The following is a 24,770-nucleotide window of genomic DNA, read 5'->3' as shown; positions in this document are numbered from 1 at the left end:
CGATATGCTTAATTCGCCCCGCGTTTGTGTTCAGGTGCAAAGTGTCTACATTGAGTCTCAGTCGATACCGGAAGAAGAGCGTTTCGTCTTCGCTTACACCATCACCATCCGCAATCTGGGGCGTTTTAATGTGCAACTCCTGCGCCGTTACTGGCTGATCACTAACAGTAACGGTCAGCAAACGGAAGTCCAGGGCGAAGGGGTTATTGGCGAACAACCATTGATCCTGCCCGGCAGTGAATTTCACTACACCAGCGGTGCTGTTCTCGAAACGCCGCTCGGTACCATGGAAGGCCATTATGAAATGGTCGCACAAGACGGTGAAATCTTCCGTGTGCCGGTTCCGGTCTTCCGCCTCGCCATCCCTACACTGATAAATTAATCCCCTATGTCGACATACCTTATTGGTGATGTTCACGGCTGCATCGATGAACTCAAGGCGCTATTGGCGCAGGTGGATTTTAATCCGCAAAATGATTGTCTCTGGCTGACTGGCGATTTAGTCGCCCGTGGTCCGTCATCCCTCGAGGTTCTGCGTTTTGTCAGCGGTTTGGGCGATTCTGTGCGCATGGTGCTCGGTAACCACGATCTGCATTTGCTGGCGGTTTTTGCGGGCATCAGCTTTAACAAACCGAAAGACCGTATTACGCCGCTGCTTGAGGCCGATGACGCCGATGAGCTGATCAACTGGTTGCGGCGTCAGCCGGTTCTGCAGGTCGATGAAGAGCTGAAACTGGTGATGGCCCATGCCGGAATTACCCCGCAGTGGGATCTGGAGACCGCACAGATGTGCGCCCGTGAAGTAGAAGCCGTGCTGCGCAGCGACACTTATCCGCTGTTCCTCGACGCGATGTACGGCGACATGCCAAACAACTGGCATCCGGAGCTCACAGGTCTGGCGCGCCTGCGTTTTAGCACCAATGCGTTTACCCGTATGCGTTACTGCTTCCCGAACGGGCAGCTGGATATGATCTGCAAAGACACGCCGGAAAACGCGCCGAAACCGCTCAAGCCGTGGTTTGATATTCCAGGGCCGTTGCAGGAAGCCGGATACAGTATTGCATTCGGTCACTGGGCGTCGCTGGAAGGCAAAGGTGCGCCGGAAGGGATTTATGCGCTGGACACAGGTTGTTGCTGGGGTGGTGACATGACGATGCTGCGCTGGGAAGACAAAACCTATTTCACCGAACCTTCACACCGCCGTCCTGAAAAAGAGAAAGCCGTCGTTCCAAAAGCTGAATAATCAGGCTCTTACTGCTTGCTGAAAAACAAAAGGCACCTTCAAAGAGGTGCCTTTTTGCTAACTGCCGCCATTAAATCAGGCGCGGCGGTCAAGGATCTCGAAGCAGTAGCCGTGTGAGTTCTGCTCGTCAGCGTCGTGGAATTCACTGAAGGTGCTTTCCCAGTCATCCGGCTCATAGTCAGGGAAATGCGTGTCCCCTTCAACTTCGGCATCGATATGAGTCAGATATAAACGGTTGGCCTTCGGCAGGAACTGCTCATACACACGGCCTCCGCCCATCACCATCACTTCTTCCACACCACCGGCCGCTGCCAGTGCTGCATCAACAGACGTCACCCAGGTCACGCCTTCGTGCTCGCCGGGCTTAGAGCTGATGACAATATTCAGTCGGCCAGGTAAAGGGCGCCCTATCGACTCAAACGTTTTGCGACCCATGATGACGGGTTTATTGAGCGTATTACGCTTAAACCAGGCCAGATCACCGGGTAAATGCCAAGGCATAGCGTTTTCCATGCCAATAACGCGATCGGTCGCCAGTGCGGCGATCAGGCTAATAATCATTGTGAAACCCTGTGTAGATAAGGAATAAAACCGTGACCCGAAAAAAGAGCTGCCACTATACGGAAAGCCCTATCAGCCGTCGATAGGGAGACTCACGCTTTACAAAGATATAAGCGTACTCTTAACAGACTTACACACCGGGACGTTTGCGGTACAGCCACAGTCCCGGCAAAGATAATCCAATCGATAATGCGCCGACGATAAAACTGGCCTTCAGGAAATTGGTGACCATAGTAGACATCAGCGCCTCGCTGTAGCCAAGGTGTGAAATCTCCACCATCGAAATCATCGCCGTATACGCAGAAATGCCGGGGAACATGGGGATAACGGCCGCCACCGTGAAAACTTTAGGGTGCGCCAGCAGCCATCGCGACCAGTGGATCCCTATGATGCCAATCAGTATAGCCGCCAGCAGAGAAGCCCACTCAATGTTTATCCCGCCGTGCATCATCAGCATACGCGAGCCGTGCCCCAGCGCACCGAGCAGCGCACAATAGCGCAACGCCCGGAGCGGGACATTGAACACCATCGCAAAACCCAGTGCCGGTACGGCGGCCAGCAACATATCCTGAATCAGTGCCCATAAAAGACTCATGACCACCCCCGTAATCCCCACAACGCCATGGCCATTACTACACCGATGCAGGTCGCCAGCGTCAGCAGACTGGCCATCGCCCAGCGCGCCAGCCCGGTATTCACGTGGCCTTTGAACATGTCCGCCACCGCATTAATCAGTGGAAAGCCGGGCACCAGCAGCAACACGCTGGCGGCCATCGCCACGTTTGACGTCAGATGGAAAAAGCCGAGACGCATGAGTAAACCGGAAATCGACGTCGCGACAAAAGCGGTGCAGCAAAAGTTGATCAGCGGGTTCATATGGCGGATGGTCAGCGTCTGGCGTACCGCCATCGCCACGCCGCTGGCTAAAAATGTCACGCTGAACGCATCCCAGCCGCCGCCGTTGAGTTTGCTAAAGCAACCGCAAGACAGCGCCACCATCAGGATCATCAAGCCGCGGGGATAGCGCAGCGGCTTAATGTGGCTCAGACGTTTCGCCACCAGCGTGCTGTCGAGCAGCTTATGCTCAGCCAGAATCACCGTATGCTGCACTTCAGTCACTACCTGCATGTTGATCCCACGATCGACATTTTTACGCGTCGACGTCAGGCAATAGCCGCCGCACAGCGTGCTGAGCACCACGGCGTTAGCGGAGATCGAGCTTTCCACCCGATCCATGCCCAGCGCGATACCCAGCCGCGCTGGCAGCTGTTCCACCAGCATACTTTCTGCACCGTGCTGCAACAGCAGCAGCGCACATTCGATGCACAGCCGGGTGATTTCACGCTGATAGTGCGCCTGCGGACTTTCACGTTCCAGGTATTCAACGACAGGGTCTTGCATACCGTTACCGCCCGTAAAAAAAGCCAATAAGTGTGATACGCCGAAGTGAAGATTGACGTATCATGCGGCCTTATTTTGTTCTGAACATTGACGACGGTTACTTTCATGCTTGAAACCTCCCTTTTTGTTGCCAGTATCGCCTTTCTCGGCATGCTCTCTCCCGGCCCTGATTTCTTTCTGGTGATCAAAAATGCGGCCCGCTATCCTCGCGTTGCGGCACTGATGACATCTTTCGGGGTGATTTGTGGCGTGATCACGCATATGTCTTACTGCGTCGCAGGTCTGGCTGTTGTTATTACGACGACGCCGTGGCTGTTTGATTTACTGAAATACGTCGGCGCGGCTTATCTGATTTGGGTGGGTATTCAGGCACTGTTTTCACGCAGCAACAGCAAGATGAATCTCGACGGACTGGAACCGCAGCAGGTGAAACTGCGCACGGCGTTTGTGCAGGGTTATCTGTGCAACTTGCTAAACCCGAAGGCGACGCTGTTTTTCCTGGCGATGTTTACCCAGGTCTTGCAGATAGACTCCAGCATCGGCGAAAAACTCTGGTATGCCTCGATCATCGTTGGCCTTTCCACGGTCTGGTGGCCTTCACTGGCTCTGCTCATTCAGAGCGCACCGGTGCGTCGCGGTCTGGCGAAAGCGCAGAAGATTATTGATAAACTGCTGGGCGGTGTGTTGATTGGTTTAGGCATTAAAGTGGCGCTCAGCTGATAACCTACAGCCATGAAAAAGCCGGTGCATTTCGGGCACCGGCTTCTGGTTTCATCCTTCGTTAACTCTTCGCTTCAATCACTTCATTTTCCGGCGCTTTGCCGTCGATACTGCCACGCCAGCCCTGCTGTTGCTCCGAGGCCAGACGTTCCTGATCCTGCTCGATGGCCGCACTCAGCATGTCTTTCGCTCGCTGCATACTGGCGATACGGAACTCGGTATCTTCGTAATTCGCGACCGTCGCTTCCAGCATTTTCAGGTTATAGCGACGGAACAGATCGGCTTTTTCACGGGCTTCATAAGCATCCAGTCCCAGCGTTTCCAGCACTTCACGGCCAACGCGCAGAGAACCTTCGAACAGCTCACGCTCCGGCGCTTCGACGCCTAACTGACGCAACTGATACCAGTGATCGACATCTCGCGCACGGGCGATAATCTTCAGGTTCGGAAAATGCTCTTTTGCCAGCGCGGTCAGCTGCAGGTTGGCTTCGACATCATCGATGGCGTTGATCAACACTTTGGCTTGCGCGGCACCGGCGGATTCGAGCAAATCCACGCGGGTGGCATCGCCGTAAAATACCTTGGTGCCAAACTTACGCAGCGTTTCGATATGGTCCGGATCGTGATCCAATACCACGGTATGCACGTTATTCGCCAGCAGCAAACGACCGGCAATCTGTCCGAAGCGGCCAAAGCCGGCAATGATCACCTGCGCGTTTTCATCATCGATAGTGTCCTGCGGACGATCGTCTTGCGGCGCATTACGTTCCATACGTGCAGCGAGAACCAGCAGCAGCGGTGTGACCGCCATCGACAACGCTACGGCCAACGTCAGCGCTTTCGCCCATTCCACCGGCAACACACCGGCAGTTTGCGCGGTGCTGAAAATCACGAAGGCGAACTCACTCCCCTGCCCGATGAGAATAGCAAACAGTCCGCGCTGTTTTTTCGGTACACCCAGCCACGGCGCCACCAGCCACAGTAAGGCAGCTTTCAGCGCCATAAAGCCGACCAGCAATGTGGCAATCAGCAACGGCTGATGGACCAGCGTCCCAAAGTCGATAGACATACCGACGCCGATAAAGAATAAGCCGAGCAACAAACCTTTAAACGGCTGAATATCGCTTTCCAGCGCGTGACGGTATTCGGAACTCGCCAGCAGAACCCCCGCCAGAAATGCACCCATTGCCATCGACATGCCCGCCATTTCCAGCAGAATCCCGAAGCCGAACACCAGGAAAAGTGCCACGGCGCTGAACACTTCGCGCATCCCGGAACGGGCAACAAAATGCAGCAGCGGACGCGTGACATAGCGCCCGAGCAGAACCACCAGCACCAGCGCACCGGCGACTTTCGCGGCAGACAGCCCAAAGCTCATCAGCGTGGTGGCTTCACCGGTACTCGCCAGCAAGGGGATCATGGCGACCAAAGGGATCGCCGCAATATCCTGGAACAGCAGAACGGCAAACGCGCTGCGGCCAATTGGCGCTGCGGTCAGGCTGCGTTCACTCATCGCCTGCATGGCAATGGCGGTGGAAGACAGCGCCAGCGTCAGGCCGATCAGCATGGCGATTTTCCAGTCCAGACCCAGGAAATAGCAGAAGGCACTGAGCACCGCACCACAGCCAACCATCTGAATACTGCCACCGCCAAAGACCGAGGCGCGCATGGTCCACAGACGTTTAGGATCCAGTTCAAGGCCGATGACAAACAACATCAGCACGACGCCAATTTCCGCAAAGGTGAGAATCGATTCGGCGTCCGAGACCAGCTTCAGTCCCCACGGGCCGATGATGCAGCCGGCGATGAGATAACCCAGAACTGAACCTAATCCGAGGCGAACCGCGATCGGCACAAATAACGCCGCCGACCCCAGATAAATCAGCCCTTCAATCATCAGATTATGGTTGTCCATTTTCGACCTCCGGCGCACAGCCTTCTTTCAGACTAAGGCATGCGCTTAAGCGCCTGCGGTACTCTTCGCCCGCCGCTTTCAGCGCGACTTCATCGCAGATAAACGTATTGTGCACCGCAAAGTATGGCTGCCAGTGCATGCCGCAGTAGACCGCCGTCGCCTGTAAAGGCTGCGCCAGCACGTCGAAATTCGGGTGATCGCCGAGTTCAAAATGATGCTCGTCACCGCCGGTGGTCACTGCCCAAAGACAATGTTTGCCGTTCAGCGCGTTGCCTTCGTGACCGTAAGCCCAGCCGTGCTCCAGCACTTTATCGATCCACAATTTCAGCAACGGTGGCAGGCTGTACCATTGGATAGGATGCTGGAACACCACCATATCTGCGCGTTCAACGGCTTTTTGTTCGGCATTCACATCAATGTTGAAGTCGGGGTAAAGATCGTACAGTGAACGAATTTCCACGTTCGGCAGGTCTTTTACCGCCGCGAGTAATCCCTGATTGGCCCGCGAATGGCGCGGATAAGGATGGGCGTAAATGATTAAAATCATGCAGGTCTCTTGTCTTATTTTATTTACTTCAGCATACGCAACTTTCGACATTGTGGTGAAAGTCGGATGGATAAAATGAAAAAGGCGCAGCTTTCGCCGCGCCTTTTGCTAACCGATTATGCCATTAGCCTTTGATTTTCGCGTGCATTTCCTGCACTGAAATCACCTGCTCAGTCGGGTCGGAAGACAGCGCCATCGCCGTGGCGAATCCGCCGTTCAGCGTGGTGTCGTAATGCACTTTGTATTGCAGTGCGCTGCGACGAATCAGCTTGGAATCTTCAATCGCCTGACGGCCCGCCGTGGTGTTGACAATGTACACATACTCACCGTTTTTAATACGGTCCTGAATGTGTGGACGGCCTTCATGCACCTTGTTGACCAGGCGCGGGTTTATCCCGGCTTCGCCCAGTACGACTGCGGTCCCGTGCGTCGCATCCAGCTCGAAGCCGCGTTTGAGCAGTTTCGCCGCCAAATCGACTACGCGACCTTTATCGCCTTCACGCACAGACAACAGCGCGCGCCCCGCTTTCTTCATGCCGGAGTTACTGCCGAGCTGCGCTTTGGCAAAGGCTTCAGCGAAGGTGCGTCCGACGCCCATGACTTCACCGGTAGAACGCATTTCTGGCCCCAGAATCGGGTCAACGCCAGGGAATTTGTTGAACGGCAACACCACTTCTTTGACGGAGTAGTAAGGCGGGATGACTTCTTCTGTGATGCCCTGCTGCGCCAGCGTCTGACCAGCCATTACGCGGGCAGCCACTTTCGCCAGCGGTACACCGGTCGCTTTAGAGACGAACGGCACAGTACGCGCGGCGCGCGGGTTGACTTCAATCAGATAAACTTCGTTATTCTTCACCGCGAACTGGACGTTCATCAGGCCACGAACGCTCAGCTCAAAGGCCAGTTTCTCAACCTGCTGGCGCATCACGTCCTGAATTTCTTTGCTCAGCGTGTAGCACGGCAGCGAACATGCGGAGTCACCGGAGTGCACGCCAGCCTGCTCGATATGCTCCATTATGCCGCCAATCAGTACGCGTTCGCCGTCGCAGATAGCATCGACGTCTACTTCGACCGCATCATCCAGGAAGCGATCCAGCAGAACCGGCGCGTCGTTGGAGACGCTGACGGCGTTTTGGAAGTAACGGCGCAGGTCGATTTCGTCATACACGATTTCCATCGCGCGGCCACCCAGAACATAAGACGGGCGCACCACCAGCGGATAACCCAGACCGCTGGCTTTCTCAACCGCCTGTTCGATGGTCGCTACGGTGGCGTTCGCCGGCTGTTTCAGGCCCAGACGGTGAACCGCCTGCTGGAAACGCTCACGGTCTTCGGCGCGGTCAATCGCGTCCGGGCTGGTGCCGATAATTGGCACGCCAGCGGCTTCGAGTTCACGCGCCAGCTTCAGCGGAGTCTGGCCGCCGTACTGCACGATGACGCCTTTTGGCTTCTCGATGCGCACGATTTCCAGCACGTCTTCCAGGGTTACGGATTCGAAATACAGACGGTCTGAAGTGTCGTAATCGGTGGATACGGTTTCCGGGTTACAGTTCACCATGATGGTTTCGTAACCATCTTCACGCAGCGCCAGTGAGGCATGTACGCAGCAGTAATCGAACTCAATGCCCTGACCGATACGGTTTGGACCACCGCCCAACACCATGATTTTTGGCTTGTCGTTAGTCGGGTTGGATTCGCACTCTTCTTCGTATGTGGAGTACATGTAGGCGGTATCGGTGGAGAATTCCGCCGCGCAGGTATCCACACGCTTGTAGACCGGATGCAGATTGTATTTGTGGCGCAGTTTGCGGACTTCACTTTCTGAAACGCCCACCAGGGTCGCCAGACGCAGGTCAGCAAAGCCTTTACGTTTAAGCATACGCAGATAATCATGCGTCAGTATATTGAAGCCGCCTTCGGCAACTTCGTTTTCCAGTTTCACCAGCTCTTCAATCTGCACCAGGAACCAGCGGTCAACGTTGGTCAGGTTGAAGATACCGTCCACGGACATCCCGGCGCGGAAGGCGTCAGCGATGTACCAGATACGCTCGGCACCGGCTTCTTTCAGTTCGCGACGGATTTTGGTCAGCGCTTCCGGATCATCCAGACTCACTTTCGGGTCGAAGCCGCTTGCGCCAACTTCCAGACCGCGCAACGCTTTTTGCAGGGATTCCTGCTGTGTGCGACCGATTGCCATCACTTCGCCGACAGATTTCATCTGCGTGGTCAGACGGTCATTAGCACCGGCAAATTTTTCGAAGTTAAAGCGAGGAATTTTCGTCACAACATAGTCGATGGACGGTTCGAATGACGCAGGCGTTTTGCCGCCGGTGATGTCGTTCATCAGTTCATCGAGGGTATAACCTACCGCCAGTTTGGCCGCTACTTTCGCAATCGGGAAGCCAGTCGCTTTTGATGCCAGCGCGGAGGAGCGGGAGACGCGTGGGTTCATTTCGATAACAATCAGACGGCCATTTTTCGGGTTCACCGAGAACTGCACGTTGGAGCCACCGGTTTCAACGCCGATTTCACGCAGTACCGCCATCGAGGCGTTACGCATGATTTGATATTCTTTGTCGGTCAGGGTCTGCGCCGGTGCCACGGTGATGGAGTCACCGGTGTGGATACCCATTGCATCGAAGTTTTCGATAGAGCAGACGATGATGCAGTTGTCGTTTTTATCACGCACCACTTCCATCTCGTACTCTTTCCAGCCAATCAGCGACTCATCAATCAGCAGCTCTTTGGTCGGGGAAAGATCCAGACCGCGTTCGCAAATCTCTTCAAACTCTTCGCGGTTATACGCGATACCGCCACCGGTGCCGCCCATGGTAAATGAAGGACGGATGATGCACGGGAAGCCGACGTCAGCGGCAACCGCCAGCGCTTCTTCCATTGTGTGGGCGATGCCCGAACGCGCCGTATCCAGACCGATTTTTTTCATCGCCACATCGAAACGGCGGCGGTCTTCAGCTTTATCAATGGCATCTGCGGTCGCGCCAATCATGGTCACGCCGAATTCTTCCAGCACGCCCTGACGTTCCAGTTCCAGCGCACAGTTCAGCGCGGTCTGGCCGCCCATGGTTGGCAGCACAGCGTCCGGGCGCTCTTTTTCGATGATTTTGCGTACCACTTCCCAGGTGATGGGCTCGATGTAAGTCGCATCGGCCATGTCCGGGTCAGTCATGATGGTCGCCGGGTTCGAGTTCACCAGAATGACGCGGTAACCTTCTTCGCGCAGCGCTTTACACGCCTGTGCACCCGAGTAGTCAAATTCACAAGCCTGGCCGATGACAATCGGGCCGGCGCCGAGGATCAGGATGCTTTTTATGTCTGTACGTTTTGGCATTTTTATTCGCTCCTGTTATTTGGCGTTGTTGTGAGAAGCGCGGAAAGCGTTAATCAGTTCGATGAAGTGATCGAAAAGCGGCGCAGCATCGTGCGGGCCAGGGCTGGCTTCAGGGTGACCCTGGAAGCTGAATGCCGGTTTGTCCGTGCGGTGGATGCCCTGAACCGTATGGTCGAACAGCGATTTGTGGGTCACGCGCAGGTTCGCGGGCAGATTGTTTTCATCTACTGCGAAGCCGTGGTTTTGCGCGGTAATCATCACCACATTGTTGTCGATATCTTTAACCGGATGGTTACCGCCGTGGTGGCCCAGTTTCATTTTCAGCGTTTTTGCGCCGCTGGCTAATGCCAGTAACTGATGGCCGAGGCAGATACCGAAGACTGGAATATCCGTTTCGAGGAACGTTTGGATGGCAGCGATGGCGTAATCGCAAGGCTCCGGGTCACCCGGGCCGTTGGACAGGAAGATGCCATCCGGATTAAGTTTCAGCACGTCAGCAGCAGGCGTTTGCGCCGGCACGACCGTCAGGCGGCAACCGCGATCCACCAGCATGCGCAGGATGTTGCGTTTTGCGCCGTAGTCGTAAGCCACCACGTGGAAAGGCAGTTCTTCTTCTTTCTTCGCTTCCGGCAGCTCGCCTTCTAGCGTCCAGCTACCTTGCTGCCAGCTGTAGGATTCTGCGGTGGTCACTTCTTTCGCCAGATCCATCCCTTTCAGGCCCGGGAACGCTTTGGCTTTTTGCAGCGCCAGTTCGGCATCCGGAGAATCGCCCACGATAATGCAGCCGTTCTGTGCGCCTTTTTCACGTAACAGACGGGTCAGCTTGCGGGTATCAATGTCGGCGATGGCTACGATGTTGTTGCGCTTGAGGTAATCAGAAAGGTTTTCTTCACTGCGGTAGTTACTGGCAATAAGAGGTAAGTCGCGAATGACCAGGCCCTGAGCGTGTACTGCGGAAGATTCTGCGTCTGCGGCATTGGTGCCGACGTTACCGATATGGGGATAAGTGAGAGTGACAATCTGGCGGGAATAGGAAGGATCAGTGAGGATTTCTTGATAACCGGTCATCGACGTATTGAAGACCACTTCCCCCACTGCCGAACCTTCTGCCCCGATGGCCCGACCGTGGAATTGGGTTCCGTCTTCCAGAACCAATAGCGCTGACTTTATCAAAGCATCCTCCAAGAATAATAAATCACAATATTTGCATATTAATTCAGATAACCCGATCTAAATCAATGCAAAAATCGCTCCGGAAGCCAATTTTCGGCAAATTGGGCGCATTCTAATGAGGGCAGTTCGGTTTGTCTACCAAAAGCACCACTATTTCTCTATTTTTCGCACAACTCAGTGAAAAGGCTTCATCACAGCCACAAAAGCATAGCCTAAGTAAGCATAGTAACCGTTTGCGGAAGACGATGTCTGAAAAACAGTGATAAAAGTGGGTAGGGGTCAATGACGGAGAAAGGCTGAGTTTAAAAAACGCACAACTCGCATGTAAAAAACAACATAAACCAGAACAAATACAAGCGAGGATAAAATATTTTGATTAAGTCCGTATTTTTAAATAAAAAGAGAAGGGCAATCAAGGAACTGCCCTTTTATCAAAACATTATGACCAAAACAACCACATCACATCTAAATCATTTACTACAAATCATCTAATCCAAGCACGTCACGCATGTCATAAAGACCCGACTTATGCGACGAAATCCACTTTCCGGCACGAACAGCGCCATTTGCGAAGGTCATGCGGCTGGAAGCCTTGTGGGTAATCTCCACCCGCTCTCCAATATCAGCAAACATCGCAGTATGTTCCCCTACGATATCGCCGGCACGGATAGTGGCAAAACCAATGCTTTTTGGATCGCGCTCGCCGGTATGTCCTTCACGGGCATACACCGCGCACTCCTTGAGGTCACGGCCCAGCGCACCGGCAATTGCTTCGCCCATCGCCAGGGCAGTGCCTGATGGTGCATCCACTTTGTGACGGTGGTGCGCTTCCACGATTTCGATATCGGTATAGTCGCCCATCACTTTGGCGGCTTTCTCTAAAAGTTTGAGGACGACGTTTACACCCACGCTGAAGTTGGCGGCGAAAACCACAGGAATAACCTCAGAAGCCTGTTTAATCGCAGCCTTACCGGCATCATCGAAGCCCGTAGTGCCGATAATCATGCCTTTATGGTGTTTCTGACAAAATTCCAGATGTGCCAGCGTGCCTTCAGGGCGGGTGAAATCAATCAGCACATCGAAGTCATTCGCGACGGTGTTCAGGCAGTCATTCACTTTGACACCTGCATTTCCGATCCCCGCCAGTTCTCCGGCATCAGCACCGACAAGCGTAGAACCCGGACGCTCCAGTGCCGCGCCGAGCACTACGCCTTCGGCTTCAGAAACGGCCTGGATCAGCTGTCTGCCCATACGACCACCTGCGCCAACGATGGCCATGCGAATATCAGCGTTACTCATAAATACTCTCTTTATATAGGGGTTCTGCCGTAAAACAGAATCAGGTTAGCCACCCTGTTATCGGGTAGCCAGCAAAATTGCCTCATAATTAGAAAATTATGATACAGGCTGGTTAATATCAGTAAAAAGCATCTGATTTAAGGTTACCAACTTAAATGATTTGTGTTAACCAAACAGCCAAACTGGAACTAATAGAGAAAAAGGCTGAAAAAATGCGCAAAAAGCCACTTCGCATAACGATTCACTTTTGTGAATAAACACCATCATGCACTAGCGTTCTTTAAAACTCTCATCCACTTTGGTCTGCAGCGGACTAAGGAGATAGTCGATGACTTTCCGTTTACCTGTTTTGATTTCAGCGCTGACATTCATGCCCGCGACCAGATTAATCCGCTTACCTTCAACCAGCAGGTAATTTTTATCGAGCGAGACTATTGCGCTGAAAACTAATCCCAGCTTCTCATTTTCGATCGCATCAAAACTGACGCTGGTTACTTTACCCGTGATGTAACCGTAACGGGTATAAGGAAAAGATTCAATTTTGACGACAACATCCTGACCCACATTCACAAAACCAATATCTTTATTGGCGATCATCGTTTCAACTTCAATTTTATCGTCGAGAGGGACAATTGTCATGATTGCCTGCCCTTCCATAACGACGCCACCCAGCGTATGAAAAGCCATTTGCTGCACGGTTCCGTCAACCGGTGCCTTCAGGTTCATCAGCGACTGCCGCTGCTCCGCCTTTTCCAGTTGCCCGCGCAGTTGAGGAATTTGTTCATTAGCCTCACGAAGTGCGTCCAGCGTATCGCGGTGGAACGTTTGAATATTCAGGCGTTTTTCCTGTTCAGCCTGATGAATGCTTTCTTCAATTTGTTGCGTTTGATTGCGCAAACTTCTGAGATCATGCTCGTTCTGAATAGTCTTACTGTCCTGCTCAAAATACTCATGCTGAGAGAGATATTTCTTTTCAAGAAGCGCCTGATAATCTTTTGAACGTTGTAGTTCTATTTTTTTTATTTGCTCAAGTTTATGAACCTGATCCTGATTAGAACGCAACTCTGCTAAATGTTGGCTGAGAATCGCCTGTAACTTGTCATTCTCCGCCGACCATGCCTCGAATTGATTTCTCGCTAATTCCTCTGCGGCTATCACCTCGGGTTCTTTTAATCCCGCTAGTCTGGCTTCAGATTTATCAATTTTTATCACTCCGCCTTTCTCTATAACGTCCATCAGGGCATCGTTACGCAATTTTGTCAGCTGCGCCGCTTCCAAAGCACGCCTGGATTGCTCAGAGTCACTGTCAGAGCCAATTCCGCTTAGCTCAATAATTTTTTGCCCTGCACGGACATAATCCCCGTTCTTGACATAAATATTTTTAACAACTGAGGTTTCCAGCGATTGAATTTGTTTACTGTGCCCCGTAACAATTGTTTTTCCTTGTGTTACCGCCACAATATCAATCTTCCCAATCAGGGCCCACAGGAAAGCAATAATCGTAAAAAATATAATTGTCCGTGCAATATATTTAGGCGCGGCAGAAATCGGCGTCTCTGTAATTTCCAGGTTCGCAGGGAGAAATACCCGCTCATCGCCGTCACGCTTCGGCGGATCTAAGCGGGTTCGTAATTTCCAGATCTCTCGCCATACCCGATAATATTTACCGCATAATTCTTTTGATGCATGAATAAAAATTTTCATATTTATGATGAATAGAATTTTAATGTTTTAAAAAAAATCACGCCGATTGAAGATCATGCAGGAAACGGTAATAACCATTTTCTATTTGCAACAGATCTTCGTGGGTTCCCTGTTCGACAATTTCGCCTTTATCCATGGCGATAATTCTTTGCGCGAAACGGACGGTCGAAAGACGGTGGGCAATAATAAGCACTGTACGCTGACGACAAATCGCCTGCATATTCTGCATAATCGCCCGTTCAGACTCATAGTCTAAAGCACTGGTCGCTTCGTCCAGTATTAAGATTTTTGGCTCCCCGACCAGCGCTCTTGCAATCGCCACACGCTGCCGCTGCCCACCAGAAAGCCCCGCACCTTGCTCTCCGACCACGGTGTCATATCCTTGCGCCAGTTCCATAATAAACTCATGGGCACCCGCCAGTTTTGCAGCATTAATAATTCTCTCCAACGGCATACCGGGTTCGGATAGCGCGATATTTTCCCGCACGGTACGGTTTAATAAAACATTGTCCTGCAACACCACGCCTATCTGACGTCGTAACCACGCCGGGTCAGCCAGTGCTAAATCGTTCCCATCAACCAGCACCCTTCCGCGCCCGGGCACATATAAACGTTGCACCAGTTTTGTCAGCGTACTTTTCCCGGAACCTGAACGGCCTACGATGCCGATGACTTCATGGGCATTAATGGTCAGCGTCAGATCCCTTAATACTTCATAACCCTCAGGCCGATAGCGGAAATTTACCTGCTCAAAATCTATCTTTCCTGTGATTTCAGGTAAGGCTAAACGGCTGGCAGTTTGTTCCGTAGGCGTATTCAAAATATCCCCAAGCCGTGCTACTGAAATACCGACTTGCTGGAAATCCTGCCACAGTTGAGCGAGGCGAATAACCGGTGCTGCCACTTGCCCGGCGAGCATATTAAAAGCGATCAGTTGCCCGACCGTTAAATCGCCACCAATCACCAACCGTGCGCCCAGCCACAGCGTTGATACCATGACCAGTTTTTGAATAAGCTGAACACCCTGCTGTCCGATGGTCGCCAGCCGGGTAACCTTCAGACCCGCATGAACATATGACGCCAACAGCTGATCCCAGTTACGCGTCATCTGAGGCTCAACCGCCATCGCTTTAATTGTGCCAACAGACGTCACCGACTCCACCAGAAATGACTGGCTGTCCGCATTGCGCGCAAACTTTTCGTTTAAACGGGCTCGCAATACCGGGCTGATGGTAGCGGACCAGATGGCATAACAAGGCAGCGAGATGAGCACAACCAGCGTCAGCCAGCCACTGTAGAACCACATCACGATGAGAAAGATGAATGAAAAGCAGAGATCCATTACCGAGGTGAGGGCCTGACCGGTGAGGAAATTACGTATTTGTTCCAGCTCACGCACACGGGCAACGGTATCGCCTACGCGCCGCTTTTCAAACCAGGCCAGCGGCAGGGAAAAGAGATGACGAAAGAGCCGAGCCCCCAGCTCGACGTCTATCCGGCTGGTAGTATGGGCAAAAATATACGTTCGCAGGCCGCCAAGCGTGACTTCAAATAATACGATGACTAAAAGCGCCACAGCGACCACGTCCAGCGTACTGAAACTGCGGTGCACCAGGACTTTATCCATCACTACCTGAAAAAACATCGGGGTTATCAGGGCAAAAAATTGAATAACGGCGGAGGCTGCCAGAACTTCTAACAAAATCTTACGGTATTTAATCACTGCTGGAATAAACCAGGTGAAATCGAATTTGGCCAGACTGACCAGTACCGATGCCCGGGATGTCACCAGCATCAGTTTACCGGTGTAGCGTTGTTCAAATTCCTCACGACACAGTACAACCGGATGACCTGCCGCAATGTCCTGTATTAAATACTTATCATTATCCATATTAGCCAGAATAAAATGCTCGCCATCATCGCTCCACACCATTGCGGGTAAGCTGATCAAATGGAGGCGATCAATTTTTTTATTGATTAACTTTGCTTTCAGGCCTATTGATTTTGCTGCTAATAACCACTGAGTAGAAGACAGAGAACCTGTTTCATCACTGAACTGGTGCTTGATATCCTCCAGATTGGCAGCTATGCCGTGATACTGAGCAAGAATAACCAATGCAGATAAAGAAAAATCAGGCTGAATTTTCGGCGCTGTGCTGAGTTCATTTTCATACGAAAACATATTAGTTTTATTCATTCCCTATAAAATGGTTTGAAGCATCCCTGAAGCACTTTTTAAGCCAGCGTATTTAAAACTAAAACCCACTTCAAACTCAACATTTAACTGACTAATTCCCCGTGTATTTTTAATCTATAGTAATTTATATATGTATATGCATAAACCATACAAAACAATAATAAGCATGGTGACTAATTGAGAGATAAAGATCACAGAATCAAGAATAATACATTCTGGCATTAATAATTTAATACATTTATATTTTAGACATACATAATATATCCAAAAGACGCTATGGAACTAGCTATTAACTATTAAATCACATTTACAAGGTACTTCATCATGATGAACGCCAGAACAAAATCACTCTGTGCAGGTTTACTGCTTTCGTTTCTTCAACTCATGGTTTTGCAGCGGAAAAACCCAGAGATTCCACACTTTTTACAATAAAACCTGCATGTTTAAAAGAGGAAATACTCACCTCCACTCCACAACCTAACGATAGTTTATCGTCGACTAAAAAACTGGTTATTTAAGAAAAAACTTAGATTTAAGTAAGATAATTTTGAAGGTAGATGATCCTGATGATTATTTTTTGGAATTTTTCCAGAGAACGATAACAATAAAGCACTAACAATTAATAATGATATTATTAATGCTCTTTGGTAAAGTTACTGTGTTTGATCTCAAAAATAAAAAAGTAGTTTCCATTGTTGATTTAGAATCAGAAGACAAGACGCTCGGAGGTTACATAAATAGAATCAATAGAGCTCTGTTTATATTGCATTTAACGAAAAACACACAATACCTATCTGCCTGGCTAATCTCGAAGCCATGACTATGGTGGTCAACGGTACCGAAGGAAAAGACAAACTCACCGGCTGGTCAGCATGGGATTTATTTACCAGCAGTGCCGGTGACGACACACTTTTCGGCGGTGCGGGCTCTGACACATACCTCTTTGCCAAAGGTCATCATCACGATGTTGTCACTGACAGCAAGCAAAATTCAAGAGATGTTGATTCGACCCAAATCACCGATACCGGCGTTCAGGATCTTTGGTTCTCACCCAGCAATAGCCATTTAATGATCAGCGAAATAGGATCTAATTATTCTGTGATCCTTGATAACTGGTTCTCTGGTTCTGCCTGGCAAAACAAAGTCATCAGCGTCGCTGACAGGCAATCCCAGGAAGCTACTCAGCTACAGCAACTGGTTGATGCGATGGCGGTATTTGCAGCCGGCCAAAGCGTCACGGCAATGCAACCCAACCAGATGAAGGCAAGTATGCAGATGATCAACAGTTCAGATTACTGGTCACATTCTTAACTCAATAAGTTCCCCTGAGAGCATTGCTCAGGGGAACCCTTCTCACTCCCTCGCACGGCAGCCATCGCAGACAAATCCAGCAATTGCGCAGATTTTCGGATCTGAATCATTAATTTTTTATTATATGGCACCAAATCATATTGATTAAATCAATGAATATGATAATAAATAGCCAGCTAATTTTAACCGGCGAAATTTAATTTCTGACCGGTCGAAAATTAAGTAGCCTGAAGGTATGAGGCGCGTCTTCACCCTTACCAGATTGTTATGAGTGAGGGGAAAATACAAAAACACACACGGCCAATCTCACTGTTAGTGACTTAAAAACAGGTAGTTATTTCAAACTGTGGATTGGCACAGGGACTTATATGAACTTCAAATTAAACAAAGTCACGCAAGTGGCGACGGCTGGCCTGTTATTCGGTCTGGCCTCTTTTGCTTCACACGCAGAAATCACCCTGATCAAACAAGATCCACAACCTAACGATCCGTTGAGCCGTTTGAATTTCCAGATTGGCGGGAGTATTCGTCCACAGTGGAATATGGAAACCGGCGATAAAGACAAGGGTTCGTATAAAAATAATGGCTTCGACGGCGGCTCCCGCTTCCGTTTCTCCGCTGATTATTATCTGTTTGATGATATCAGTTGGGTCAGCTACTACGAACTGGGTGTGAACTTCCCTGCCCTGATGGGCTGGGACGATCACTACGCAGATGGCGCTCACAACACCACACGTCGTCAGCTGTACACTGGCCTGAAAAGCAAAACCTACGGTCAGCTGACCTATGGTCAGCAAAACAGCGTGTACTACGATGTGGTCGGTGCCAAAACCGATATCTGGGATTACGATATGCTCGGCCAGGCGCCAGGCAATGGTGTGAACGGCGATTACGACGGGTCTTACCGTTCACGTAAAATGCTGAAATACAAAAACACCTTCGGTTCGGCGGATGTTTACGCCTCTTACCTGTTCTCCGATAACGATTTGCTGACAGGCGACGGTCTGCGTTACAAACGTAAAGGCGGCGGCTCTTTGGGTGTGGACTACCACATCACAAAAGATCTGACATGGGGTACTGCGTATAACTATACCAACGCAGAAATGAAAAACCCTGGTCAGCACAGCTCCACGAATTACGACCAGAATATTGTCGGTACTGCGCTGAGCTGGAAACCGGGCAACTGGACAGCCTCTTTCGGTGGGGGTTATTACAACAACTTCCTGACCACCAAAAAGAAAACGGATAATAACTACTTTGCGGGCGACGCTTACGGTCTGGAATACTTCCTGGGCTACGCATTCCCAATCAATCAGTACGCAGTGAAAACCGTTCAGCCGTACTTCATGGGCGACCGTATGACTTACGTCACTGGCCGTAATTATCAGCGTATCGATAATGGTCTGGGTCTGTCTGTTCAGATGGATTACGGTTTCCGCGTCGATTACGAACACGTGTTTAGCTCCACCACCGATGACCGTGGTGACATGAACCTCGTTCGCCTGAGATACGATTTCTAAATCTTAAAAGCTGTAAGTTCAGGGGCCGGTTTTACGTCTTATTAACGTACCGGCCCTTTATTTTTACACCTTTTCTCCTATCCCACGCGGTCAAAGCCGGACTAGACTGAATACAGCCACATCTTATCCTTCAAGGAGAGCTTTACGATGTCCGTATTATTCCGGTCCGACGTGACCGCCATTGGCGATTATCGAGCCGAATTAGGTGAAACGCCCGTCTGGTGCCAGCGCACTCAATCATTGTTGTGGGTCGATATTCTGGCTCAGCGCGTTTTGCGCTACTGGCCTGAGACCAGGAAAACTGAAATCCACGACTTGCCCAGCGTGACCAGCGCCGTTCTGATGACGGAGAAACGGAATCTGTTTTTACTCGTCTCTCAGGATGGGATCCATTTGTACGATTACGAAAACAAGAGCCGCCAGACATTGTGCGGGTATCCCGGTGCAGAAGGCACACGACCGAACGAAGCCGCGATCGCGCCGGACGGTTCGCTGTGGTTTGGCACGCTGGATATCAAAGAGGAAAAAAATAATGGCGCCTGGTATCGCTATGAAGCCGGAACCGATGCGCCTGAAATCATGCTTGATAACGTGGGGATCACCAACACCCTGGTCTGGTATGAAGGCAAAGTCTGGTTTGCTGATACGAAGAAAAACCGCTTCTACTCTGCTAACGCACGCCGCATTAATCCGCAGAAAATCTCCTGCTTCTCTTCCGGCGATAAATCTCCGGATGGTTCAGCGCTGGCGCAAAATGGGTGGATGATCACCGCCTGCTGGGGATCGAAATGTTTGTTACGCCAGCAAATCAATCAGGGTGAATTGCTTACTCTCGATACCGTGCCGGTACCTGTAACGCAGCCGAGTTGCTGTACTTTTGGAGGTCCTGACATGACCGATCTGTACATCACATCGGCACGTAAAAATCTGGATGCACCGCATGCACTGGAAGGTGCTTTGCTGCATGTACAAACGTCAACGGTGGGTGTGCCGCAGAATCTTTTCAAACTGCAAAAGGGTTAAAGCGGCCAGAACGCGCATAAAAAACCGGCCACGATTGAGCCGGTTTTTTTATGCACGATGCCAGAAACAAATCAGTCGATCTGTTTCACATCCACACGCAGTTCTTTGGGCACTTCGAAAACGATATTCTCTTCGCGCCCTTCGATGTTAATCACATCCACCCCGCCAAAGGTTTTCAGCTTGCTGATCACATCCTGCACCAGAATATCCGGAGCGGAAGCCCCCGCAGTGACGCCGATGCTTTTGGCATCTTTCAGCCAGCTTTCCTGAATATCCGCGGCAGAGTCGATCAGATAAGAAGGCACGCCTACGCGCTGAGCCAGCTCCGCCAGCCGGTTGGAGTTGGAGGAGTTTTTCGACCCAACAACCAGCACCACGTCCGCGTCATCGGCCAGCGTTCGTACGGCTTCCTGACGATTAGTGGTGGCGTAGCAAATATCATCTTTACGCGGCCCGATAATTTTCGGAAAACGATCGCGCAACGCATCAATGATGGCCGACGTGTCATCCACCGAAAGCGTGGTTTGCGTCATAAAGCACAGGTTGTTTTCATCTTTCACCTGCAATTTATAAACATCTTCCGGCGCCTCGACCAGATACATGCCGCCTTTCGGATTGCTGTACTGGCCCATGGTGCCTTCAACTTCCGGATGACCGGCGTGGCCAATCAGAATCGCTTCAGTGCCTTTACGGCTGGCGCGTGCCACTTCCATATGCACTTTGGTCACCAGCGGACAGGTGGCATCAAAGAGCATCGTCAGGTCGCGTTCTTTCGCTTCTGCCCGCACCGCCTGGGAAACCCCATGAGCGGAGAAAATCAGGATTGAGCCGTCCGGCACTTCGCTGATTTGCTCGATGAAAATGGCACCGCGCTGACGCAGGCTGTCGACCACATAGCGGTTATGTACCACTTCATGACGCACATAAATCGGTGCGCCATAAAGCTCAAGCGCACGTTCAACAATGCTGATGGCGCGATCAACACCCGCACAAAAACCGCGTGGGTTAGCCAGCAATATCTGCATGTTTCTCCTCCAGTTGCGGGTCGATTTCCAGCACTTCGATATCGAAATCGATGTACTGTCCCGCCAGCGGATGATTGAAATCGACAGTGATAGAATCCTCTGTCACTTCACGTACTACGCCCGGCATTTCATTACCGTCACGACCGCTGAACAGCATGATGGTGCCGACATCCGGCACCCCTGTTTCCTGGAAATCACGACGCGAGAAGAACTGCATCAGATCCGGGCTTTTGGTACCGAAAGCCGATTCCGGGGACAGCGTGAAAGCATGCTTGTCCCCAACGCTCAATCCGGTCAGCTGATTTTCCAGCGCGTCAGACAGGCTGCCGTCGCCGAGGCGAAACAGCGCAGGTTTTCCATTGGCGCGGGTAGATTCTGCCGTCGAGCCATCTTCCAGCTTCAACGTAAAATGTACCAGCACGGCGCTGTCGTGTTTCACCTGTTGAGACATATTTCTTATCCTTTGGTCTTCGCCGCTTCGTTAGGTTTCGCGAGGAAACCTTCCAGCACGACCAGCACTGCGCCGACGCAGATAAAGCTGTCGGCCAGATTAAAGATCGGGTAGTGCCAGTCGTTCACGTAGAAATCGATAAAGTCGATCACAAAGCCGTGCACCATACGGTCAAACATGTTGCCGAGCGCGCCACCAATAATCATCGCAAATGCGATGTTATTCAGACGCTGCTTTGCACTGCTGCGGTACATCAGCACCAGCAGCACCACCACGATAACCAGCGCAATCGCCGTGAAGAACCAGCGCTGCCAGCCACCTTTATCCGCCAGGAAGCTGAACGCCGCGCCCGGATTGTGAGCGTAGGTCAGATTAAAGAACGGAATTAGCGGCATGGACTCACCGAGCTGAAAATGCCCCATGACCAGAAACTTACTGCCGAGATCGACGATAACGACGAGAACCGCCAGCCAAAGCCAGCGGAGTCCGGTAGAACAGAAAGGTTTAGTCATTATGCAAACTTACGCTCTTCGCCGTCACCGGCAATGTTAGTCACACAACGGCCACAGATGTCACTGTGTTCCGCATTCTGGCCGATATCAGTGGTGAAATGCCAGCAGCGCGGGCACTTCTCGCCTTCTGCTTTCGCCAGACCAATTTTCAGTCCTTTCAACAATTCGCTGGCCTGCGCAGAATCATCAGCTTCAGACAGCGCGGCGACTTTCGCACCGGAAGTCAGGAGCACAAAACGCAGTTCGTTACCCAGAGAACGCAGGTCTGTTGCCAGCGCGTCGTCTGCATATAAGGTCACGGCTGCTTCCAGAGAACCGCCCAGACGTTTATCAGCACGCGCCTGTTCGATCACTTTGTTCACTTCACCACGCACTCTCAGCAGCTCATCCCAGAACGCATCGTTCATGGATTCGTTACCGATCAGGCCAAACAGACCGTCGTACCATTCTTCAGTAAAGACGAACTTCTCGCGATGACCTGGCAGTTCAGCCCAGATTTCATCGGCAGTGAAGGACATGATTGGCGCCATCCAACGAACCAGTGCTTCGCAGATGTGATACAGCGCGGTCTGGCAGCTGCGGCGCGCAACGCTGTCGCTCTTCGCGGTGTACTGGCGATCTTTAATGATATCCAGATAGAACGAACCCATTTCGATCGAGCAGAACTGCATCAGACGCTGAACAACACCGTGGAAATCATAGGCTTCGTACGCAGCAATGATCTCGTCTTGTGCAGCTTTCGCGCGGCCAACCGCCCAGCGATCCAGCACAACCATCTCTTCCGGTGCCACGCTGTGCAGCGCCGGATCGAAACCGTTAAGGTTCGCCAGCAGGAAGCGCGCGGTGTTACGGATACGGCGATAAGAATCGGCAGCACGTTTGAGGATTTCGTCGGACACGGCGATTTCGCCGGTGTAATCCGTAGATGCCACCCACAAACGCAGGATGTCGCCACCCAGCTTATTCATCACATCCTGAGGCGCGATGGTGTTACCGATGGATTTAGACATTTTACGGCCCTGACCATCGACGGTGAAACCGTGAGTCAGTACTTGTTTGTAAGGCGCTTTGCCTTTCATCGCCGTAGAAATCATCAGAGAAGACATGAACCAGCCGCGATGCTGGTCAGAACCTTCCAGATACAGATCCGGTGAATGACCGTTGAACTCAGGGCGCACATCCACAACGGAGGAGTGCGTGGAACCGGAGTCAAACCAGACGTCCAGCGTATCCGGCACTTTGACGTAATCGGCAGCGTCTGCACCCAAAATCTCTTCAGGGTTCAGATCCCACCATGCCTGAATGCCATCGGCTTCCACGCGTTTTGCCACTTCTTCCATCAGCTCAAGGCTGCGCGGATGAAGCTGTTCGGTATCTTTATGCACGAACAGAGACATCGGTACGCCCCACGTACGCTGGCGGGAGATACACCAGTCAGGACGGTTAGCGACCATGTTTTCGATACGCGCCTGACCCCAGTCAGGGATCCACTGCACGCCTTTGATCTCTTCCAGAGACTTCTGACGCAAACCTTTCTGATCCATGCTGATGAACCATTGTGGCGTAGCGCGGAAGATGATCGGCGTTTTGTGACGCCAGCAGCACGGATAGCTGTGGTTCATTTTCTCAACGTGCAGCAGTGCGCCCTTCTCACGCAGCAGTTCAACGATCAGATCATTCGCTTTAAAGACGAATTTGCCATCCAGCGTCGGATAAGTGCCCGGCAGGTAGCAGCCGTTCGGTCCAACCGGGTTTGCGACTTCCAGACCGTATTTCTGGCCAATGACAAAGTCATCAGGACCGTGGCCAGGTGCGGTATGTACAGCACCAGTACCGGCATCGAGAGTAACGTGATCGCCAAGGATCGCCGGAACATCGAAACCGAGGAACGGATGCTGGAATCGAAGCAATTCAAGATCCGCACCTTTACATTCGCCCAGCACAGTCCACTCAGCGATACCGGCGCGCTTCATCACGCTTTCTACCAGATCGGTAGCCAGGATCAGGCACTGACCTTCAATCTGCACCAGCTGATAAGAGAACTCAGCGTTGAGTGAAATCGCGCGGTTAGCTGGCATGGTCCACGGGGTGGTGGTCCAGATGACCAGAGAAACCGGGCCATTGAAAGCAGTGGCACCGAATTTCGCAGCAACAGCGGCGGCATCCGTCGCATTAAACGTCACGTCGATAGACGGAGACACTTTGTCGTAATATTCGACTTCGGCTTCAGCCAATGAAGATCCGCAATCGGTACACCAGTGAACAGGTTTCGCACCTTTATGCAGGTGACCGTTGCCGATGATTTTACCCAGGGCACGAATGATGTTGGCTTCTGTTTTGAAGTCCATGGTCAGGTACGGATGATCCCAGTCACCGAGCACGCCCAGACGGATGAAGTCTTTCTTCTGACCTTCAACCTGTTCAGCAGCGTACTTGCGGCAGGCTTCACGGAATTCCGCCGCCGTGACTTTTTCGCCCGGCTTACCGATCAGCTGTTCAACTTTCAGTTCAATCGGCAGACCATGACAATCCCAGCCCGGAACATACGGCGCATCGAAGCCCGCCAGTCCTTTGGACTTAACGATCATGTCTTTAAGAATTTTGTTTACTGAGTGACCAATATGAATGCTGCCGTTCGCATACGGAGGGCCGTCATGCAAGATAAAGGTTTTCTTGCCTTTCTTGGCAGCACGAATAATCCCGTACAGATCCTGGTCATACCAATTCTTCAGCATGTCAGGTTCACGCTTGGCCAGATCGCCACGCATCGGGAACCCTGTTTCCGGCAAATTCAGGGTGTTCTTGTAGTCACTCATAGA

Annotated in this window: 20 protein-coding genes; 6 read left to right on the top strand and 14 right to left on the bottom strand. The window is 51.5% G+C overall.

Going from position 1 to position 24,770, the window contains the following annotated elements:
• The first annotated feature begins 4 nt into the window (after positions 1-4).
• Complete coding sequence (gene apaG / locus TU92_RS16090) at positions 5-382, top strand: Co2+/Mg2+ efflux protein ApaG (protein WP_112168227.1); 378 nt, start codon at positions 5-7, stop codon at positions 380-382.
• A gap of 6 nt (positions 383-388) precedes the next feature.
• A complete protein-coding gene (gene apaH / locus TU92_RS16085) occupies positions 389-1,243 on the top strand; it encodes a bis(5'-nucleosyl)-tetraphosphatase (symmetrical) ApaH (protein WP_112168226.1) in 855 nt (284 codons plus the stop codon).
• 75 nt (positions 1,244-1,318) lie between these two features.
• On the opposite strand, the gene folA is transcribed toward apaH, so the two are convergent.
• From folA to TU92_RS16070, 3 genes are all read right to left on the bottom strand, one after another.
• Entirely contained in the window at positions 1,319-1,804 is a 486-nt protein-coding gene (folA, locus tag TU92_RS16080) for a type 3 dihydrofolate reductase (protein WP_112168225.1), read from the bottom strand.
• A gap of 130 nt (positions 1,805-1,934) precedes the next feature.
• Positions 1,935-2,399 (bottom strand): threonine/serine exporter, encoded by a 465-nt coding sequence (locus tag TU92_RS16075; RefSeq protein ID WP_167457476.1) that lies wholly within the window; start codon positions 2,397-2,399, stop codon positions 1,935-1,937.
• Entirely contained in the window at positions 2,396-3,205 is an 810-nt protein-coding gene (locus TU92_RS16070) for a threonine/serine exporter family protein (protein WP_112168223.1), read from the bottom strand. Before TU92_RS16070 ends, TU92_RS16075 begins: the two co-directional genes overlap by 4 nt.
• 105 nt (positions 3,206-3,310) lie before the next feature.
• Here TU92_RS16070 and TU92_RS16065 point away from each other — a divergent pair, with 105 nt between their 5' ends.
• A complete protein-coding gene (locus tag TU92_RS16065) occupies positions 3,311-3,925 on the top strand; it encodes a LysE family translocator (RefSeq protein ID WP_112168222.1) in 615 nt (204 codons plus the stop codon).
• Positions 3,926-3,986: 61 nt separating this feature from the next.
• Here TU92_RS16065 and kefC read toward each other — a convergent pair whose 3' ends face one another.
• The 7 genes from kefC to TU92_RS16030 all read right to left on the bottom strand — a co-directional run bounded on the left by kefC (position 3,987) and on the right by TU92_RS16030 (position 16,094).
• Positions 3,987-5,840: a glutathione-regulated potassium-efflux system protein KefC gene (gene kefC, locus TU92_RS16060; protein ID WP_112168221.1), complete on the bottom strand. Its 1,854-nt coding sequence runs from the start codon at positions 5,838-5,840 to the stop codon at positions 3,987-3,989.
• Complete coding sequence (kefF, locus tag TU92_RS16055; protein ID WP_112168220.1) at positions 5,827-6,387, bottom strand: glutathione-regulated potassium-efflux system oxidoreductase KefF; 561 nt, start codon at positions 6,385-6,387, stop codon at positions 5,827-5,829. The genes kefC and kefF overlap by 14 nt, the downstream gene beginning before the upstream one ends.
• 124 nt (positions 6,388-6,511) lie before the next feature.
• Positions 6,512-9,736: a carbamoyl-phosphate synthase large subunit gene (gene carB, locus TU92_RS16050; RefSeq protein ID WP_112168219.1), complete on the bottom strand. Its 3,225-nt coding sequence runs from the start codon at positions 9,734-9,736 to the stop codon at positions 6,512-6,514.
• A gap of 15 nt (positions 9,737-9,751) precedes the next feature.
• Positions 9,752-10,909, bottom strand: a complete 1,158-nt coding sequence (carA, locus tag TU92_RS16045; protein WP_112168218.1) for a glutamine-hydrolyzing carbamoyl-phosphate synthase small subunit — start codon at positions 10,907-10,909, stop codon at positions 9,752-9,754.
• 477 nt (positions 10,910-11,386) lie between these two features.
• Positions 11,387-12,208 carry a 4-hydroxy-tetrahydrodipicolinate reductase gene (gene dapB / locus TU92_RS16040; protein ID WP_112168217.1) on the bottom strand — a complete coding sequence of 274 codons (822 nt, stop codon included), beginning with the start codon at positions 12,206-12,208 and terminating at the stop codon, positions 11,387-11,389.
• Between the two features lie 270 nt (positions 12,209-12,478).
• Positions 12,479-13,912 carry an HlyD family type I secretion periplasmic adaptor subunit gene (locus TU92_RS16035; RefSeq protein ID WP_112168216.1) on the bottom strand — a complete coding sequence of 478 codons (1,434 nt, stop codon included), beginning with the start codon at positions 13,910-13,912 and terminating at the stop codon, positions 12,479-12,481.
• Between the two features lie 37 nt (positions 13,913-13,949).
• Positions 13,950-16,094, bottom strand: a complete 2,145-nt coding sequence (locus TU92_RS16030) for a type I secretion system permease/ATPase (RefSeq protein WP_208640444.1) — start codon at positions 16,092-16,094, stop codon at positions 13,950-13,952.
• Between the two features lie 837 nt (positions 16,095-16,931).
• Between TU92_RS16030 and TU92_RS16020 the strand changes: the two genes are divergently transcribed.
• The 3 genes from TU92_RS16020 (at position 16,932) to TU92_RS16010 (ending at position 19,963) form a co-directional block, all read left to right on the top strand.
• Complete coding sequence (locus tag TU92_RS16020) at positions 16,932-17,420, top strand: hypothetical protein (RefSeq protein WP_167457475.1); 489 nt, start codon at positions 16,932-16,934, stop codon at positions 17,418-17,420.
• A gap of 368 nt (positions 17,421-17,788) precedes the next feature.
• Complete coding sequence (locus tag TU92_RS16015) at positions 17,789-18,940, top strand: porin (protein WP_112168212.1); 1,152 nt, start codon at positions 17,789-17,791, stop codon at positions 18,938-18,940.
• A gap of 147 nt (positions 18,941-19,087) precedes the next feature.
• Positions 19,088-19,963, top strand: coding sequence for an SMP-30/gluconolactonase/LRE family protein (locus TU92_RS16010; protein ID WP_112168211.1), 876 nt, complete (start codon positions 19,088-19,090; stop codon positions 19,961-19,963).
• A gap of 71 nt (positions 19,964-20,034) precedes the next feature.
• On the opposite strand, the gene ispH is transcribed toward TU92_RS16010, so the two are convergent.
• The 4 genes from ispH to ileS are packed head-to-tail and all read right to left on the bottom strand — an operon-like array spanning position 20,035 to position 24,767.
• Complete coding sequence (ispH, locus tag TU92_RS16005) at positions 20,035-20,988, bottom strand: 4-hydroxy-3-methylbut-2-enyl diphosphate reductase (RefSeq protein WP_112168210.1); 954 nt, start codon at positions 20,986-20,988, stop codon at positions 20,035-20,037.
• Complete coding sequence (gene fkpB, locus TU92_RS16000) at positions 20,969-21,439, bottom strand: FKBP-type peptidyl-prolyl cis-trans isomerase (RefSeq protein WP_112168209.1); 471 nt, start codon at positions 21,437-21,439, stop codon at positions 20,969-20,971. The genes ispH and fkpB overlap by 20 nt, the downstream gene beginning before the upstream one ends.
• Positions 21,440-21,444: 5 nt before the next feature.
• A complete protein-coding gene (gene lspA, locus TU92_RS15995; protein WP_112168208.1) occupies positions 21,445-21,951 on the bottom strand; it encodes a signal peptidase II in 507 nt (168 codons plus the stop codon).
• Positions 21,951-24,767 (bottom strand): isoleucine--tRNA ligase, encoded by a 2,817-nt coding sequence (gene ileS / locus TU92_RS15990; RefSeq protein ID WP_112168207.1) that lies wholly within the window; start codon positions 24,765-24,767, stop codon positions 21,951-21,953. The genes lspA and ileS overlap by 1 nt, the downstream gene beginning before the upstream one ends.
• Between the last annotated feature and the right edge of the window lie 3 nt (positions 24,768-24,770).

It is taken from the genome of Rahnella inusitata, assembly GCF_003263515.1.
In the GTDB taxonomy this organism is placed as follows: Bacteria; Pseudomonadota; Gammaproteobacteria; order Enterobacterales; family Enterobacteriaceae; genus Rahnella; species Rahnella inusitata.
This window is presented reverse-complemented; position numbering and strand designations above follow the sequence as displayed.

What these genes read in the sequence shown, in the direction of transcription:
- apaG (WP_112168227.1), top strand. Translation starts at nt 5, where the DNA reads ATGCTTAATTCGCCCCGCGTTTGTGTTCAGGTGCAAAGTGTCTACATT.
- apaH (WP_112168226.1), top strand. Translation starts at nt 389, where the DNA reads ATGTCGACATACCTTATTGGTGATGTTCACGGCTGCATCGATGAACTC.
- folA (WP_112168225.1), bottom strand. Translation starts at nt 1,804, where the DNA reads ATGATTATTAGCCTGATCGCCGCACTGGCGACCGATCGCGTTATTGGC.
- TU92_RS16075 (WP_167457476.1), bottom strand. Translation starts at nt 2,399, where the DNA reads ATGAGTCTTTTATGGGCACTGATTCAGGATATGTTGCTGGCCGCCGTA.
- TU92_RS16070 (WP_112168223.1), bottom strand. Translation starts at nt 3,205, where the DNA reads ATGCAAGACCCTGTCGTTGAATACCTGGAACGTGAAAGTCCGCAGGCG.
- TU92_RS16065 (WP_112168222.1), top strand. Translation starts at nt 3,311, where the DNA reads ATGCTTGAAACCTCCCTTTTTGTTGCCAGTATCGCCTTTCTCGGCATG.
- kefC (WP_112168221.1), bottom strand. Translation starts at nt 5,840, where the DNA reads ATGGACAACCATAATCTGATGATTGAAGGGCTGATTTATCTGGGGTCG.
- kefF (WP_112168220.1), bottom strand. Translation starts at nt 6,387, where the DNA reads ATGATTTTAATCATTTACGCCCATCCTTATCCGCGCCATTCGCGGGCC.
- carB (WP_112168219.1), bottom strand. Translation starts at nt 9,736, where the DNA reads ATGCCAAAACGTACAGACATAAAAAGCATCCTGATCCTCGGCGCCGGC.
- dapB (WP_112168217.1), bottom strand. Translation starts at nt 12,208, where the DNA reads ATGAGTAACGCTGATATTCGCATGGCCATCGTTGGCGCAGGTGGTCGT.
- TU92_RS16035 (WP_112168216.1), bottom strand. Translation starts at nt 13,912, where the DNA reads ATGAAAATTTTTATTCATGCATCAAAAGAATTATGCGGTAAATATTAT.
- TU92_RS16030 (WP_208640444.1), bottom strand. Translation starts at nt 16,094, where the DNA reads ATGTTTTCGTATGAAAATGAACTCAGCACAGCGCCGAAAATTCAGCCT.
- TU92_RS16020 (WP_167457475.1), top strand. Translation starts at nt 16,932, where the DNA reads ATGGTGGTCAACGGTACCGAAGGAAAAGACAAACTCACCGGCTGGTCA.
- TU92_RS16015 (WP_112168212.1), top strand. Translation starts at nt 17,789, where the DNA reads ATGAACTTCAAATTAAACAAAGTCACGCAAGTGGCGACGGCTGGCCTG.
- TU92_RS16010 (WP_112168211.1), top strand. Translation starts at nt 19,088, where the DNA reads ATGTCCGTATTATTCCGGTCCGACGTGACCGCCATTGGCGATTATCGA.
- ispH (WP_112168210.1), bottom strand. Translation starts at nt 20,988, where the DNA reads ATGCAGATATTGCTGGCTAACCCACGCGGTTTTTGTGCGGGTGTTGAT.
- fkpB (WP_112168209.1), bottom strand. Translation starts at nt 21,439, where the DNA reads ATGTCTCAACAGGTGAAACACGACAGCGCCGTGCTGGTACATTTTACG.
- lspA (WP_112168208.1), bottom strand. Translation starts at nt 21,951, where the DNA reads ATGACTAAACCTTTCTGTTCTACCGGACTCCGCTGGCTTTGGCTGGCG.
- ileS (WP_112168207.1), bottom strand. Translation starts at nt 24,767, where the DNA reads ATGAGTGACTACAAGAACACCCTGAATTTGCCGGAAACAGGGTTCCCG.